At 68.5% G+C, this 14,113-nt stretch carries 13 protein-coding genes; 9 read left to right on the plus strand and 4 right to left on the minus strand.

What is annotated here, in order from left to right; translation table 11 throughout:
* Positions 1-16: 16 nt before the first annotated feature.
* On the minus strand, positions 17-1,735 hold the full coding sequence (locus CHC08_RS13875; protein ID WP_245878300.1) for an ABC transporter family substrate-binding protein: 1,719 nt from the start codon (positions 1,733-1,735) through the stop codon (positions 17-19).
* 733 nt (positions 1,736-2,468) lie between these two features.
* Here CHC08_RS13875 and CHC08_RS13880 point away from each other — a divergent pair.
* Complete coding sequence (locus CHC08_RS13880; protein WP_245878301.1) at positions 2,469-3,740, plus strand: MFS transporter; 1,272 nt, start codon at positions 2,469-2,471, stop codon at positions 3,738-3,740.
* A 64-nt stretch (positions 3,741-3,804) separates the two neighbouring features.
* Positions 3,805-4,548, plus strand: coding sequence for a peptidyl-tRNA hydrolase (locus CHC08_RS13885; RefSeq protein ID WP_089207673.1), 744 nt, complete (start codon positions 3,805-3,807; stop codon positions 4,546-4,548).
* Here CHC08_RS13885 and CHC08_RS13890 read toward each other — a convergent pair.
* Positions 4,535-5,542, minus strand: a complete 1,008-nt coding sequence (locus CHC08_RS13890; protein WP_089207674.1) for a DUF3616 domain-containing protein — start codon at positions 5,540-5,542, stop codon at positions 4,535-4,537. The genes CHC08_RS13885 and CHC08_RS13890 overlap by 14 nt on opposite strands.
* 249 nt (positions 5,543-5,791) lie before the next feature.
* Here CHC08_RS13890 and CHC08_RS13895 point away from each other — a divergent pair, with 249 nt between their 5' ends.
* The 6 genes from CHC08_RS13895 to CHC08_RS13920 all read left to right on the plus strand — a co-directional run bounded on the left by CHC08_RS13895 (position 5,792) and on the right by CHC08_RS13920 (position 12,208).
* Positions 5,792-6,649 (plus strand): hypothetical protein, encoded by an 858-nt coding sequence (locus tag CHC08_RS13895; protein WP_089207675.1) that lies wholly within the window; start codon positions 5,792-5,794, stop codon positions 6,647-6,649.
* Positions 6,650-6,874: 225 nt separating this feature from the next.
* On the plus strand, positions 6,875-8,896 hold the full coding sequence (ftsH, locus tag CHC08_RS13900; protein WP_089207779.1) for an ATP-dependent zinc metalloprotease FtsH: 2,022 nt from the start codon (positions 6,875-6,877) through the stop codon (positions 8,894-8,896).
* On the plus strand, positions 8,893-9,156 hold the full coding sequence (locus CHC08_RS13905; protein WP_179282031.1) for a hypothetical protein: 264 nt from the start codon (positions 8,893-8,895) through the stop codon (positions 9,154-9,156). Before ftsH ends, CHC08_RS13905 begins: the two co-directional genes overlap by 4 nt.
* Positions 9,157-9,309: 153 nt before the next feature.
* Positions 9,310-9,906, plus strand: coding sequence for a Maf family protein (locus CHC08_RS13910; protein ID WP_089207676.1), 597 nt, complete (start codon positions 9,310-9,312; stop codon positions 9,904-9,906).
* Between the two features lie 269 nt (positions 9,907-10,175).
* A complete protein-coding gene (locus CHC08_RS13915; RefSeq protein ID WP_089207677.1) occupies positions 10,176-10,946 on the plus strand; it encodes an EI24 domain-containing protein in 771 nt (256 codons plus the stop codon).
* Positions 10,947-11,077: 131 nt separating this feature from the next.
* A complete protein-coding gene (locus tag CHC08_RS13920) occupies positions 11,078-12,208 on the plus strand; it encodes a DUF4192 domain-containing protein (protein WP_089207678.1) in 1,131 nt (376 codons plus the stop codon).
* A 4-nt stretch (positions 12,209-12,212) separates the two neighbouring features.
* On the opposite strand, the gene CHC08_RS13925 is transcribed toward CHC08_RS13920, so the two are convergent.
* On the minus strand, positions 12,213-12,551 hold the full coding sequence (locus CHC08_RS13925; protein WP_089207679.1) for a hypothetical protein: 339 nt from the start codon (positions 12,549-12,551) through the stop codon (positions 12,213-12,215).
* A 233-nt stretch (positions 12,552-12,784) separates the two neighbouring features.
* On the opposite strand from CHC08_RS13925, the gene CHC08_RS13930 reads away from it, so the two are divergent.
* Positions 12,785-13,333, plus strand: a complete 549-nt coding sequence (locus tag CHC08_RS13930) for a DUF1707 and DUF4870 domain-containing protein (RefSeq protein WP_245878302.1) — start codon at positions 12,785-12,787, stop codon at positions 13,331-13,333.
* Positions 13,334-13,492: 159 nt separating this feature from the next.
* Here the strand turns inward: CHC08_RS13930 and CHC08_RS51490 are convergent.
* The coding region (locus CHC08_RS51490; RefSeq protein ID WP_089207681.1) for a septal ring lytic transglycosylase RlpA family protein at positions 13,493-14,113 on the minus strand (621 nt) is incomplete at its 5' end.

Below are 14,113 nucleotides of genomic sequence, written 5' to 3' on the forward strand. Positions count from 1 at the left end.
TCGTGGAGCGACGTGATTACGTCAGGCTCCACTTGTCCATGTTCCAGGTGATGGTCGACTGCGCGGGGTTCGGGACGATGTTCTGGAGCGCCTCGTCCCACGCGTAGAGGCCCGGGTGCTGGAAGAGCGGGATGGTGGCGAGGTCGTCCCAGAGGATCTTCTCGATCTGACCGATGATCGGGTCCTGGGCGGCCAGGTCCACGGTCGAGTTCAGCTTCTTGACGAGGGCGTCGACTTCCTTGTTGGCGTAGCAGCCGTTGTTGTTGCCCTTGTTCTCGCCGTCGCACTTGACCGGCGTGGTGTAGGTGGAGCCCCAGCCGCTGACCAGGGAGGAACCCGACCAGGCGAACAGCGCCACGTCATAACCGTTGGCGGGCATCACGGTGCCGAAGAAGTCCTCGGAGCCCTTGTCGACGACCTTGAAGCCGGCCTTGTTGCAGGAGTCGATGATGAGCTGGACGGCCGCGGTACGGCGGGGGTTCGGGGTCTGGTAGCCGATCTTGATCTCGGTACCGGTCTTGCCCGCCTTCTCCACGAGTGCCTTGGCGCCCTCGACGTCCGGCTGGGCGTAGGCGGCGGCGCCGCCGCCGCTGGCCGCGATCACCGCGGCGTAGTTGGACTGGAACGGGGCCACGTTGCGGATTTCCAGGGGCTTGGACTCCGGCGCGACGGGCTTGATCAGGTTGTCGACGATGAGCTGCCGGGGCACGCACTTGGCGAAGGCCTCACGCAGCGCCTTGTCCTTGAACGGGCTGGAGTCGAAGTTGAAGTCCAGGTGCTCATAGGTGTAGGCGTCGCTGATCTCGGTCTTCACGCCCTCGAGGCCCTGGAGCTGCTTGAGCACGTCGGGGCCGGGCTGCGGCTGGACGATCTGAACCTCGCGGTTCTGCAGCGCCTGGGACTGCTCGTCCAGGGCGATGACTCGCTCGACGATGGTCGGAGTCGCTGCGGGGGCGCCCCACCACTTGTCGTTGGCGACGAAGGTCAGCGACTGGCCGGCGTCCATCTTGGAGAGCTTGTACGGACCGGAGGACGGGATCAGGTCGGCCGCGGGCAGCGTGCCCTCGGAGATCCAGCCGTCGTTGTAGAACTTGATGGCCTTCTCGAGCTTCTTGGCGTCGGTGGCCTTGACCGCCGCGATGAAGTCGTCCTCGGACAGGCCGGCCTGCTTCTCCACCACCTGGGCGGGCAGCATGGCGGTCGCGCCGGGGCCGTTGGCGATCCAGTCCGCGAACGGCTTGTCATAGATGAGGGAGAACTTCTTGCCGCCCTTGTCGCACTCGGGCAGCTTGGTGTCCTCGACGCCGGTGGTGCCGGAGGAGGAGAAGCCCTTGACCTTGCCCGAGTTCGACGCCCACCACAGCAGGACGTCGTCACAGTCGATCGGGACGCCGTCCGACCAGACCGCCTTGTCGCTGATCGTGTATTCGACGGTCAGCGGGTCGTCGGAGGTCTTCTCGTAGGTGCCGAAGTCCTTGTCCGGCGTGATGGCGCCCTTGTCGCCGAAGAACCAGAAGCCCGTCAGCACCCGCTGGAGGGGGCCGGCGTTACGGGTGGCGTTCTCCGCGGCGGTGTTGTTGTTGTAGGAGTGGAACTCCTGCTCGTAGGAGTACGTAATGGTCTGAGCTGCCGGAGCCGAGGCCGGGGCCGAGGCCGAGGCCGAACCCGAAGCGGTGGGGTTGCTCGCCGAGTCGTTGCCCGCGCAGGCGCTCAGCAGGAGGGCACCTCCCGCCACTATCGCTAAAAACTTGCCAGATGTCCGCGCATGGAACACGGCAGCACTCCTTCAATTGTCCGATTTGTAGTCAGCCCAGCATTGGTTGAACAAAGCTGAGCACCGTGACTCTCTCCTGGACAAGTAGGACGACATGGGTGTTGCAGACCTGAGACCGGTAACGTCCCAAGCTGTAACAAAGTCGGGCGCGAAGCGCAAAACTCCCCCATTGGTGAGAATTGGGGAGAAACGTAACGTTTGCCTGAAAAGTCCCAGTATGCGAGATGACGGAGAGTAGTCAACGGGGGTTGCTGGAGATCATCCAGCGGGTGGGGCGTACGTCGGGCCGCGTCAGGGCACAGGGCGTCATTCACTGTCCGTGATCACGGGAATAAGCCCTGCCTTTCCGATCGGTGTGCTCGGGATGGGGGGTGGACCGGACGGTAGGGCCCCCGACGTTGGCGGGATCGTACAGGAATTCCTATTTATGCGGGTTCTCGGTTGATATCGGGTTGTCGAACCATCCCATGTATGAACCTTTTGTTTCAAAAATGTTTCAGGGGACTCTCGCCGCGATCCGTCCGCTCGCTCGCTTTGGCGGACGAGGAGGGGAAACGCCCGTCGCGCATAAATGGATCTTCCTCGTCCGCCCGGACCGGGCGTCGCGGTACGGCCACCATCGTGGCCTGATCCTTGCGGATATTGGCACCTGGGCCACTCGTGGGCTCATCCGCCGAACTCCATGATTGACCCCATGACAACGACTCTTCAGACGCGCAAGCGTGTGCTTCACCGCGCCTGGATCGTGGCGGGAGTCGCGTTCGTGGCCATACTCGGCGCGGCCGGGTTCCGGGCGACGCCCGGCGTGCTGATCACCCCGCTCCAGGAGGAGTTCGGCTGGTCCCGGGGCACGATCTCGCTGGCCGTCTCGATCAACCTCATGCTCTACGGGCTGACCGCCCCCTTCGCCGCCGCTCTCATGGACCGCTTCGGCATGCGCAGGGTGGTCTCCTGCGCGCTGCTGCTGGTCGCCGCGGGCAGCGGACTGACCATCCTGATGAACGCGCCCTGGCAGCTCGTCCTCTGCTGGGGCGTCCTGGTCGGCCTCGGCACTGGGTCGATGGCCCTGGTCTTCGCCGCCACCCTCACCGAACGCTGGTTCGTCCGCCACCGCGGCCTCGTCACGGGCGTGCTCACCGCGGGCGGCGCCACCGGCCAGCTCATCTTCCTCCCCGTTCTCGCCCACCTGGCGGCCGACCAGGGCTGGCGATCGGCCGCCGTCACGGTCACCGTCGCCGCGCTGGCCGTGGTTCCCCTGGTCTGGTTCCTGCTGCGCGACCGCCCGGAAGAGGTGGGCACCACCGCCCTGGGCGCGGACCCCGACGCACCCCCGATCATCGCGCCGCCCCGGACCGGCAGCGCCGTACGCGCCCTCACCGTGCTGCGGAGCGCCGCGCGGACCCGGCCCTTCTGGCTGCTCGTCGCCGGATTCGCGATCTGCGGGGCGAGCACCAACGGCCTGGTCGGCACCCACTTCATCCCGGCCGCACACGACCACGGCATGGCCGAGCCGGCCGCCGCGGGACTGCTCGCGCTGGTCGGGATCTTCGACGTCGTCGGGACCATCGCGTCGGGCTGGCTGAGCGACAAGGTCGACTCGCGGATCCTGCTCGGCGTCTACTACGCGCTGCGCGGCGTGTCGCTGATGATCCTGCCCAGCCTGTTCGCCGCCTCCACCGAACCCAGCATGCTGGTCTTCATCGTCTTCTACGGTCTCGACTGGGTGGCCACGGTTCCGCCCACGGTGGCCCTGTGCCGACAGATCTACGGTCCCGACGGCGCCGTGGTGTTCGGCTGGGTCTTCGCCTCCCACCAGGTCGGCGCCGCGATCGCCGCCGTCGGCGCCGGGCTCACCCGTGACCACTTCGGCGCCTACGACCTCGCCTGGTACGTCGCCGGGGCCCTCTGCCTCCTTGCCGCCCTCATGTCGGTCGCCATCACGAAGAAGGCATCCTTGAAGGCGTGAACGAACGAAGGCGGGCGAGCCGCCGGGCACGTTGTACCGATGGCGGAGAAGCGGGGGAGATCGCGTGACCGACGTGACGGGCGACCTGGCGGGCGCGACGGACGAGGCTCCCGAGACGACGGACAAGAAGGTGCTCCCCCTGGTGGTGCGGATCGAGCGGGCGACGCCGCCCGAGCGGTCCGACGCCCTGGAGGCGGCGGCACTGGCCGTGCTGACGCTGCTGAACGATCCCCGGGCCCTCGACGACGGCGAGTGGGCCGGGCAGATGCGGGCCTGGGAGAGCATCGGGATCAGGAAGGTCGTCCGGCGGGCGCGCGGGGCCGAGTGGCGCCGGGTGCTCGACCTGCCGGGCATCACCGTCGCCTCGGGCACCGCCGAGGTCCGCGTTCACCCGCCGGTCCCGCTCGACGACTGGCCCAAGGACCTGTCCAGGCTTCAGGTCTCCGGCACCGAGCTGATCGACTCCGCCGAGCCGGGACCACCCGGGGACGTGGTGCTCTGGCTCAATCCGGAGCTGGAGATGTCGGCGGGCAAGGCCATGGCCCAGGCCGGGCACGCGGCCCAGCTCGCCTGGTGGGGAAGCGACGAGCGCGCCCGGCGGGCGTGGCGGGACAAGGACCTGGCGGTCTCCGTACGGACCGCCGACCCCGCCGGATGGGCCGCGCTGGCCGGCACCGGCCTGCCGGTGGTCAGGGACGCGGGGTTCACCGAGATCGAGCCCGGGTCCCGCACGGTCGTCGCGGACGCCCCCTGGCTCCGCGAGGGCGTTTTCAGGCCCGCGGGCTCCGGGCCGCTCAGATCATCCTGACGATGTCGGCGAGCACGCCTCCCTCCGCGGTGAAGCGCGCCTCGGACGGGCTGTCGTAGACCACGATCAGGTGCTCGTCGTCGAGCGTGGCGATGCCCTCCGCGTGGTCGCGGCCGTCCCCGTGGGGCAGCTCCGTGACGAGCTCGGGATCGTGCTCCACCGACGGCTCGTCCTCCGGCCGCCAGCGCAGCACCCGGACGGGGCCGTCGAGGCTCATGGTCGGCCCGGCGAGGATCAGCAGGTCTCCCCGGTGCGGGCACAGGTCGCGGATACCGAGCCCGCCGAGGTTCAGGAAATGCGTCCGGTACGGCCTGCCGTCGATGGGGGCGAGCCTGAGACGGCCCGGACGCCGGGGATCGCTCTGCGGCCGGATCTCCAGCAGCACGGCCCAGCCGCGCAGCACCGGGCCGCGCAGGCCGATGAACAGGCGGCCTCCGAGCACCGCGATGCCCTCGACGTCCAGGCCGTTGTCCTTGCTGGGAATCGAGACGAAGGGAGCGAGATGCGGGTCGTCCGCCATCAGGTCGGCCAGGTTCCGGCCGGGGCCCGACAGGATCTCCGCCCTGCGCCGGCCGTCCTCGCGGACGGGGGTGGACCCGACGAGCGGCAACCGTACGAGGATGTAGCGGTTCTCCTCGCGCACCACGGTGGCGAGCCGGCGGCGGGCCTTCTGGCCGGAGTGCTCCTTCTTGATCCGCCTGCGCTTGAGACTGTGCGACCCCACCGCCCAGAGCCAGCCGTCGGATCGGCCCAGGCCCTCGATGTCGGCCTCCTCCGTGCGCCCGGCGGGCAGGTCCACGAAGTCGGCCAGGAAGAAGGTGCGCTGGTCGTCGTAGCGGCCGTCGCGCAGGCTCAGGTGCTCGATGGTGGCGGTCTCGTCACCTGCGAGCCAGAGGCCGAGGGCGTCGGCGCGGACGGCGGACAGGTTGGTGTGCGTGGCGGCCTCGCGTGAGGGGATGTCGAACCGGAGCTCTACCTGGCGTTCTACGAGCATCCACGGATCATCGCAGGAGGGGTTCGCCGATGGTAAGGAGGGTAAAGGGGTAGGCACTCGTTCCCGAAGTGTGATGGGGATCCCGCACGGGAAAACCGGATTTGTCGTACGCTCCCGATCGTGCTCGATGGGTTGGGTGGGATTCAGGGGACCCGGGGGACGGGTTCTAAGCCGACATATGTGACTGCCGAGGCGGCCACGTCGGAATTACCGCAAGTCTTCGGTGAAGACCCGCCGAAGTCGTCCCCCGTGAAGCGATCCCGCATCGGCGACCTGCCGATGCGAGTGATCTACCGCATCCTGGCGGCGGTCATCGTGGTGGTCCTGGCCGCGGTCGCGGTCGTGGTCGGCTTCGTGATGTCGGGCTCCTCAGGTCAGCCGGACGAGGGGCCGCCGGGGCCGATTGCCGCGCCATCTGCCGCGACGCCCTCGTCCGGCGTCAGCTCGCCGCCGCCGTCCGCCCCTGCTTCCTCCGCTGTGTCCTCATCGTCTCCGTCGACCTCCTCGTCGGCGTCGCCCTCGCAGACCGCCGCGCTCGCCACCCCCGCGCCGGACCGGAGCGCCGTGGTGGCGGCACTGGCCGACCCGCGCGTTCCCGATCTGCCGCGCGACAAGCGGCTCGCCCTGCTGCCGGGCAAGCCGTACAAGGGCAAGGCCCGCCTGCAGGACAACAAGGCGGGTGTGTCGCTGGCCCGGTTCGGCAAGCCGTGGAAGCTCTACGGAGCGTCGCCGTTCTCCACCAAGCAGGTGCTGCCGGCGGCGAAGGGCGCCGCTCACCGGGCGATGATCGTGAGCTGCCCGGTGCCGATCCAGGTACAGCAGGACCCGAAGGACACCGCGTTGCTGGCCGCCCGCTGGACGCTCAACCACCACCCCAAGGGCAGCAAGATCGCATGGACCGCCTCGCAGCCGATCAAGGGCGGCTGGCTGCTCGCCTATCGGGTGAAATACGAGGTCAAGGGCAAGCCTCACTTCTCCCAGGCCGCCGTCACCGTGACGGAGGTCCCCGACGCCAAGCCCGCCATGCTCTTCGTGACGATCCCCGACGTCCAGCGCTCTCACTGGCGTGACATCAACACGGCGGTTTCGTCTCTCAGATTGAAGTAGCTCCCCCCTGGGCAGGAATGGCGTTGTTCGCGGGCGTGATGAAACCCGGGGGAATCTCACGGCCGTCCTCTCCGCGGTCGCGGGCGATGATCCCGCCGTCGCCGAGCGGGGAGGCTCCGGAAGCGAGCGGCACGGCCTGAAGGACGCGACCGAGCCGGCCGTCCGGACGCACTCCTGGAGGGCGCTCGTTCCAGGGAGACTCCCCCAGTCGTGGAGGGGGATGTCGTGGAGCGACCGACACCTCAGGATCGCAAGGTGGCCGGCCCGGAGGGGGACGGCAAGGAGAACGAGCCCAAGCCCTGGCGGTCGGAAGGCCTGCCGGGCGACACGTCTCCGCAGCGCCCGAAGATCAACTGGCGACGTTTTGTGGTCACCCTGGTGTTCGCCTACGCCGTCATCTTCCTGATCTCGTCGTTCTTCGACGAGAAGTCGCCCGAGCCGATCTCCTACACCCAGTTCACCCAGCAGGTGCAGGCGGGCAACGTCAAGGAGATCTACGCCACGGGCACGTCGATTCAGGGCAACCTGAAGAAGACGGCCCGGGATCCCGACAGGCAGAACCAGGCTTACACCATGTTCTCCACCGAGATGCCGGTCTTCGCCAACCAGCAGCAGCTCTACCAGCAGCTGACCGGGACGGGCACGGAGATCAAGGCCGAACCCGTCAGCAACGGCCGGGGCTTCCTCGGGAACCTCCTGCTGTCCCTGCTGCCCGTGGTGGTGCTGGCCGGCCTGTGGATCTGGCTCATGCGGCGCGCGGCCGGTGCGATGAGCGGAGGAGGGCTGGGGGGAGGCCTCGGCGGCCTCGGCGGTCTCGGCAGGTCGAAGTCGGCCACGCCGCTGGAGGCGGGCAAGGTGCGGGTCGACTTCAACGACGTCGCGGGCATCGACGAGGTGAAGAACGAGGTCGCCGAGGTGGTCGACTACCTCAGGGAGCCCGAAAAGTATCGTCGCCTGGGAGCCAAGCTGCCCAAGGGTGTGCTGCTCACCGGCCCGCCCGGCACCGGTAAGACCCTGCTCGCCAGAGCCGTCGCCGGAGAGGCCGACGTGCCGTTCTTCTCCGCGAGCGCCGCGGAGTTCATCGAGATGATCGTGGGGGTTGGCGCCTCCCGGGTGCGCGAGCTGTTCTCGGAGGCCCGCAAGGTGGCCCCGTCGATCATCTTCATCGACGAGATCGACGCGATCGGCCGGGCGCGCGGCGGCAGCGTCATCGGCGGTCACGACGAGCGGGAGCAGACCCTCAACCAGATCCTCACCGAGATGGACGGCTTCACCGGCTCCGAGGGCGTCATCGTGATCGCCGCCTCCAACCGGGCGGAGATCCTGGATCCCGCACTGCTGCGACCCGGCCGGTTCGACCGGACCGTCGTGGTGTCCGCGCCCGACGTCAAGGGACGGGCGGAGATCCTCAAGGTGCACACCCGCGGCGTACCGCTCGCCGACGACGTGAAACTGGAGAACATCGCCAGGACCACCCCCGGCATGACAGGCGCCGACCTGGCCAACCTGGTCAACGAGGCCGCGCTGCTCGCCGCCAAGCGGGGCCGGCGGCAGGTGTTCCCCCCCGACTTCGCCGACGCGCTGGAGAAGATCCAGCTCGGTACGGCCCGCACGGTCGTGATCTCGCAGGATGAGCGCAGGCGCACCGCCTACCACGAGGCGGGCCACGCGCTGCTCGGCATGCTCCAGCCCGGCGCCGACCCGGTCAGAAAAATCTCGATCATCCCCCGCGGCCGGGCGCTCGGCGTCACACTCTCCACGCCGGACACCGACCGCTACGCCTACGACGAGCAGTATCTGCGCGGCAGGATCGTCGGCGCCCTCGGCGGCATGGCAGCCGAACAGGTCGTCTACGGCGTCATCACCACCGGCTCGGAGAACGATCTGGAGCAGGTCACGATGATCGCCCGTGGCATGGTCGGCCGCTGGGGCATGTCCTCCAGCATCGGCCCGCTGACCATCCTGCCCGGCTCCGCCGACGGCCAGCTCACCGCCGCTCCTGACACCCTCGCCACCGTGGACAAGGAGGTCCGGCGCATCGTGGACGAGTGCTACGAGATCGCCCTGCGCGTTCTGGCGGCGAACAGGGAGCGCCTGGACACCATCGTCGCCGCCCTGCTGGAGCACGAGACCCTGGGCGAGGCCGAGGTGTACGCCGCGGCGGGGCTTCCCCGCGGCGTCATCCCGCCACCGCCCCCTCCCGAAGCTCCTCCCGGGCTGCCGCCCTCGAGTGAGGTCCCGTCATGAAGCCGACACCCTTCCTGGTCCCGCTCCTGGCCTGGCCTACCTGGGCGAACTGGGCGGCCTTGCCGCTGGTCCTGATCCTTGTCCTGGCTCTGGTCCTGGCCTTGGTCCTGACCGTCGTCTTGCTTCTGGCGCTGGTCCTTGTCCTGGGCCTAGCCCTGGTTCTGGCTCTGGCGCTGGTCGTGGCCCTGCTGTTGGTCCTGCTCCTGGCTTTAGCCCTGGTTGTGGCCCTGGTCCTGGCCTGGCGCCGGCGCCGGTCCTGATCTCGGTCCTGGACTCCGAGCGGCCCCGTGCCTTTCCCGATGACCTGTCGGCCGGTCCCGTGCCTTTCCCGATGACCCGTCGGCCGGTCCGTGCTTTCCCGATGATCTTCCGGACGGCCGACCACCGAAACGGAGCCGCTAGGCTCGATCGGTGTGACCCAGATCGTTCTCGCCTCCGCCTCGCCTGCCCGCCTCGCCCTGCTCCGCAGCGCCGGACTCGATCCCAAGGTGATCGTCAGCGGTGTGGACGAGGATGCCATCACCGCCGACAGCCCGAGCGAGCTCTGCCTCGCGCTGGCCCGCGCGAAGGCGGCCGTGGTGGCGCGAGAGCTGAACGACGGCCTGGTCATCGGCTGTGACTCGATGCTGGAGCTCGACGGCCGGGCCTACGGCAAGCCGGGCACACCCGAGGAGGCCGTTGCCCGCTGGCAGAGCATGCGGGGCCGCGAGGGCCGCCTGCTCACCGGCCACTGCGTGATCGACGTCGCGAACGGCCGGGAGGTTTTCGAGGTGGGCGCCACGGTCATACGCTTCGGCACCCCCACCGACGCCGAGATCGCCGCCTACGTCGCCACCGGCGAGCCCCTCCGCGTCGCCGGCGCCTTCACCCTGGACGGCTTCGGCGGCTGGTTCGTCGACGGCATCGACGGTGACCACGGCAACGTCCTGGGCATCTCGCTGCCCCTTCTCCGCCGCCTCTTCGCCGCCCTGGACGTCGCCTCCGTCCCAGCCCTCTGGCAGCGCGCCTGATCCGCTTCTCCCGCGCGTCTTCCCTCGCGCGTTCTCTCCCGCGTGACGATCCGTCTCCGCCCTGTGCGCGCCCCGCGCGTGTCCGATGCAGGCCTTGCGCATGTCCCGTGCACCATGTGGCCCTGCGCGTGTCCCGTGCTGCCGGTGCCGTTTCCTGCGCGCACTCCTCATGCTCCGGAGGCCACCCACTCGCCGCATGTACGGCGGAGCGGGGGCCGGGGGTCCTCGATGGGGTCACCGAGCATCCTTGATCCCGATAATGTTCCGTCATGGGTCATTTCCGCTCCTTTCTGGACGGCATCGGGTTTTTCTTCCAGGGGTTGCGCTGGGTCGCGCGGTACCCCCGCTGGTGGCTGTTCGGGTTGATCCCGGCCCTGATCGTGTTTGTCCTCTACGCCGTGGGCCTCTACCTGCTTGGCACGAACGCCCTCGACCTCGCCGATTGGGCGACGCCGTTCGCCGACACATGGGGTGAGGGAGCGCAGACGGCTCTCCACAGCCTGGTCGGACTGGCGATCTTCGGCGCCGGACTGATCCTGTCCGTGGTGACCTTCACCGCGGTGACCCTGATCCTCGGAGAGCCCTTCTACGAGAAGCTCTCCGAGAAGGTCGAGGAGACCCACGGCGACGTGCCGACCGGGCACGGGCTTCCGCTCTGGAGGTCGATTCTCAGGTCCGTCAAGGACAGCCTGATCACCCTCGGATACGTGCTGCTGTTCACGATCCCGCTGTTCTTCCTGGGATTCGTGCCGGTGATCGGGCAGACGGTGGTGCCGGTGCTGGGCGCCCTGGTCTCGGGCTTCTTCCTCACGGTCGAGCTCACCACGCTGGCCATGGAGCGCAGGGGCATGGTGCGGAAGAGCCGTTTCGCTCTGCTTCGGGGTAACAAGGCCCCGGCGCTCGGCTTCGGGGTCCTGCTCTTCCTGCTCTTCCTCATCCCGCTGGTCGCGGTGGTCGCGATGCCCGCCGCCGTGGCGGGCGCGGCCATCATGGTCCGGACGAGGCTGGCGCCCGCCGGGGCATTCCACCCCCGGGTCTGAGCCCGCCGGGAGCACTTGGGCCTGAGCTCGCCGGAGCCCTCCGCCCTCCGGCCTGTGGATAGCCCCGGATCTCTCCACAGAATGCGGTTCTGGGGGCGAGCGGGGCCGGAGATCCGGCGAAGCTCTCGGCCATGACAACCGACAACCAGCCCCCATCCGGCCGGCCTGTTCCGCGATCCGCCCCGCAACCGCGCCTGCTGCTCGGCTCCACCGAGGACATCCTTGGTGCCGTGCCCTATCTACTCGGCTTCCACCCCGCCGAGAGTCTGATCGTGATCGGCCTGGAGGGAGAGCCCCCCAAGGGCCGGCTGCACCTCACGGTCCGGTGGGACCTGCCGCTGGCGGCCCCGGGCCTCGGCCAGATCATCCCGCTGTTCCGCAACGAGGGGATCACCCAGGTCGTCGTCATCGGCTACGGTCCCGGCCCGCTGGTGACCCCGGCCGTGGACGTGGCCATCGCGCTGTTCCGCCAGAGCGACCTCACACTCGTCGACGCGCTCCGGGTGGAGGACGGCCGTTACTGGTCCTACATCTGCTCGCGGACCGACTGCTGTCCCGGCGACGGCACTCCGTACGAGCAGGAAGCCAACGCGATCGCGGCCCAGGCCATCGTGCACGGACTGGTCGCCCTGCCGGACAGGGAAACCCTGGAGCGCTCGCTCGACCCCGTCGACGGACCCGCGCGGGCGGCCATGCGCGAGGTCACGGCCCGCGTCACGGAAGAGCTGCGCGGCAGACTCACCGGATGCGAGGACGACGAGGGATTCGCGGCGGAGTTCGTCGCGGACGGGATGGCCAGGGTTCGCGGGGCGATCGGCGCCTACGCCTCGGGCGGGCGACTGGATGACGAGCAGGTGGCCAGACTGGGGCTGGACCTGGCGGTGATCCGGATCAGAGACGAGGCGTGGACGCTGATCACGGATGACACCGACGACGCCCACCTCAGGCTGTGGCAGGACCTCACCCGGCGGTTGGAGCCCAGATTCGTTCCGCCGGCCGCCTCCCTGCTCGGCATGGCCGCCTGGCGTCAGGGCGACGCCGCGCTGGCGGGCATCGCCCTGACCCGGGCATGCGAGATCGCCCCTGATTACTCGATGGCGAATCTGCTCATGCACGCGCTGCGGCACCTGCTCCCGCCGCACGTTCTCAAGGAGAGGATGCCCAGCCCGGAGGAGCTGGACCAGGAGATGGGCAGCCCCACGATGGCCTGGCTCCTCCCCATGATCTCCTTATTGGAGGAAACGGCGATCATGGCGGAGTGACCGCTCAGCTCCCGGCGCGCTTCTGACGTTCGTTGTAAGCGCGCATCCGGGGCGGATAGCCGGTGAGTTGCACGTCGTAGACCGGAAGAGCCAGGTCGCGGGCCACCTTGCGGATCACCGCCGGTGAGCCGACCCGACGCCGGGTCCACTCGCCGTCATCCGCGACCGCCATCGCGGTGGTGTCCGTCGCGAATGTCTCCGGCTCAACATAGAACTCAACACCGCGACGTGACTTTGCAAAGGCGATAAGCGCCTCGATGTCAGCGTCGGTCGCGGGACGGTCGAACCTGGCGATCTTCGGCCCACGCAGACGCCTCAACCCATAACGATCGCGCCATCTCATACGTCCTTGTATACCTCTCGTACTCGCTCCGTGGCGGGAGCCAGGGATGACTCTCAGGGGCTTGTAGGGGTTTATCCGGATAGACCAAGGACAATGCCGTCGACGAACATTGAGATCAATAACGGCGACGAAAGGTTATCGGTCCCATGGCAGGCACAGCGACACCAGCGGCGAGCTCGTGGCACGGAAATGTGCCGAAACCGAATCCGCGCCCCGATCATGCCGAGCTCCGGGTGAGCAACCAGGATCGGGAGCAGGTGGTCGATCACGTCAAGGCCGCCTATGCGGAGGGACGACTCGACAGGTTCGAGTTCGATGACCGCCTGGAGCGGGCGATGACGGCCCGCGTCCACGGCGACCTCACGCCGATCATGGACGAGCTGTACGGCGCACATCCGGCGGGTCCCGGCTCATACCCTCCGGTCATGAGCCGGGTGGCGACCGGCCGTCATCTCGACGGGCGAGCGGACACGGGAGGGGAGCGTGTGGGCGCGGCGGCGGCGCACCTGCTACCGCTGACCGGTCTGCTGGCGATCGGCCCGCTGATCATGTTGCTCACCGCGGGCAGGACCTCGCCCTACGTCCGCAAGCACGCGGTGGAGGCACTCAACTTCCAGCTGACGATGCTCGGAGCCACCATCCTGCTGACGATCACGTTCGTGGGCGTGGTGCTGACGCCCCTGCTCTGGATCGGAGGCCTGGTGCTGTCGGTGGTCGGGGGCCTGGCGGCACTGGGCGAGGGCAACTTCCGTTACCCGTTCACGCTGCGTCTGGTGAAGTAGGCGAGACGCAGCTCGGGCACGTTGGGGGACCGTAGCGGGTGTTCGCACATTTCCATGTCCGTGCGGCAGACCGGACCGTTGAGCGCTCGCATGCCGCCCGGCGTGGCGGGCCGGAGCTCGAGTGCTCGCGCGTCTCCGCGCCCGATGTAGCAGGCCGGATCAGGGGCGGAGAACCTCGTACTTGACCCGCATCGATCCGGCGTCGATGTCGCCGATGGCTGAGAAGGCGGCCTCGGACAGATCAAGGCAGCGTCCGCCGACATACGGGCCGCGGTCGTTGATGCGGACCGTTACCGACTTACCGGTGCTGGGGTTGGTCACCCGGACCTTGCTGTTCAGCGGCAGGCTCTTGTGCGCCGCGGTCATCGCGTCAGGGTTGAAGCGCTCGCCGCTGGCCGTCATCTGCCCCTCCGAGTAGAAGGAGGCGCCGCAGGTCCCGGTCGAGAGCACGCGGGCCTTCGACGTGGAAGCGGTTTTGGTGACGGCTTTGAATTCAGTCTTGGGAGAGTCGGATCTGTCGTTCTTGGATGGGTTCTTCGTGTTGGGAGAGTCGAACCTGTCGCCCTTGGACGGGTGCTTCGTATTGAAAGAGCCGGGCCTGTCGTTCTTGGACGGGTTCTTCGTGTTGAAAGAGCCGGGCCTGTCGTTCTTGGACGGGTGCTTCGTATTGGGTGTGCTGGTGTCTGGGGTGGTGGGTCCGTCGGACGGTGTGGGGTCGTTCGGCGGTGTGGTGGGGTCGTCCGGCGTGGAGGGGTCGTCGGACGGCGTGGGGTCGCCTGG

The sequence above is a fragment of the Streptosporangium subroseum genome, assembly GCF_900188345.1.
GTDB lineage: Bacteria > Actinomycetota > Actinomycetes > Streptosporangiales > Streptosporangiaceae > Streptosporangium > Streptosporangium subroseum.

Coding starts and splice junctions, on each gene's coding strand:
- CHC08_RS13880 (WP_245878301.1), top strand. CDS start 2,469: ATGACAACGACTCTTCAGACGCGCAAGCGTGTGCTTCACCGCGCCTGG.
- CHC08_RS13890 (WP_089207674.1), bottom strand. CDS start 5,542: ATGCTCGTAGAACGCCAGGTAGAGCTCCGGTTCGACATCCCCTCACGC.
- CHC08_RS13905 (WP_179282031.1), top strand. CDS start 8,893: ATGAAGCCGACACCCTTCCTGGTCCCGCTCCTGGCCTGGCCTACCTGG.
- CHC08_RS13915 (WP_089207677.1), top strand. CDS start 10,176: ATGGGTCATTTCCGCTCCTTTCTGGACGGCATCGGGTTTTTCTTCCAG.
- CHC08_RS13920 (WP_089207678.1), top strand. CDS start 11,078: ATGACAACCGACAACCAGCCCCCATCCGGCCGGCCTGTTCCGCGATCC.
- CHC08_RS13925 (WP_089207679.1), bottom strand. CDS start 12,551: ATGAGATGGCGCGATCGTTATGGGTTGAGGCGTCTGCGTGGGCCGAAG.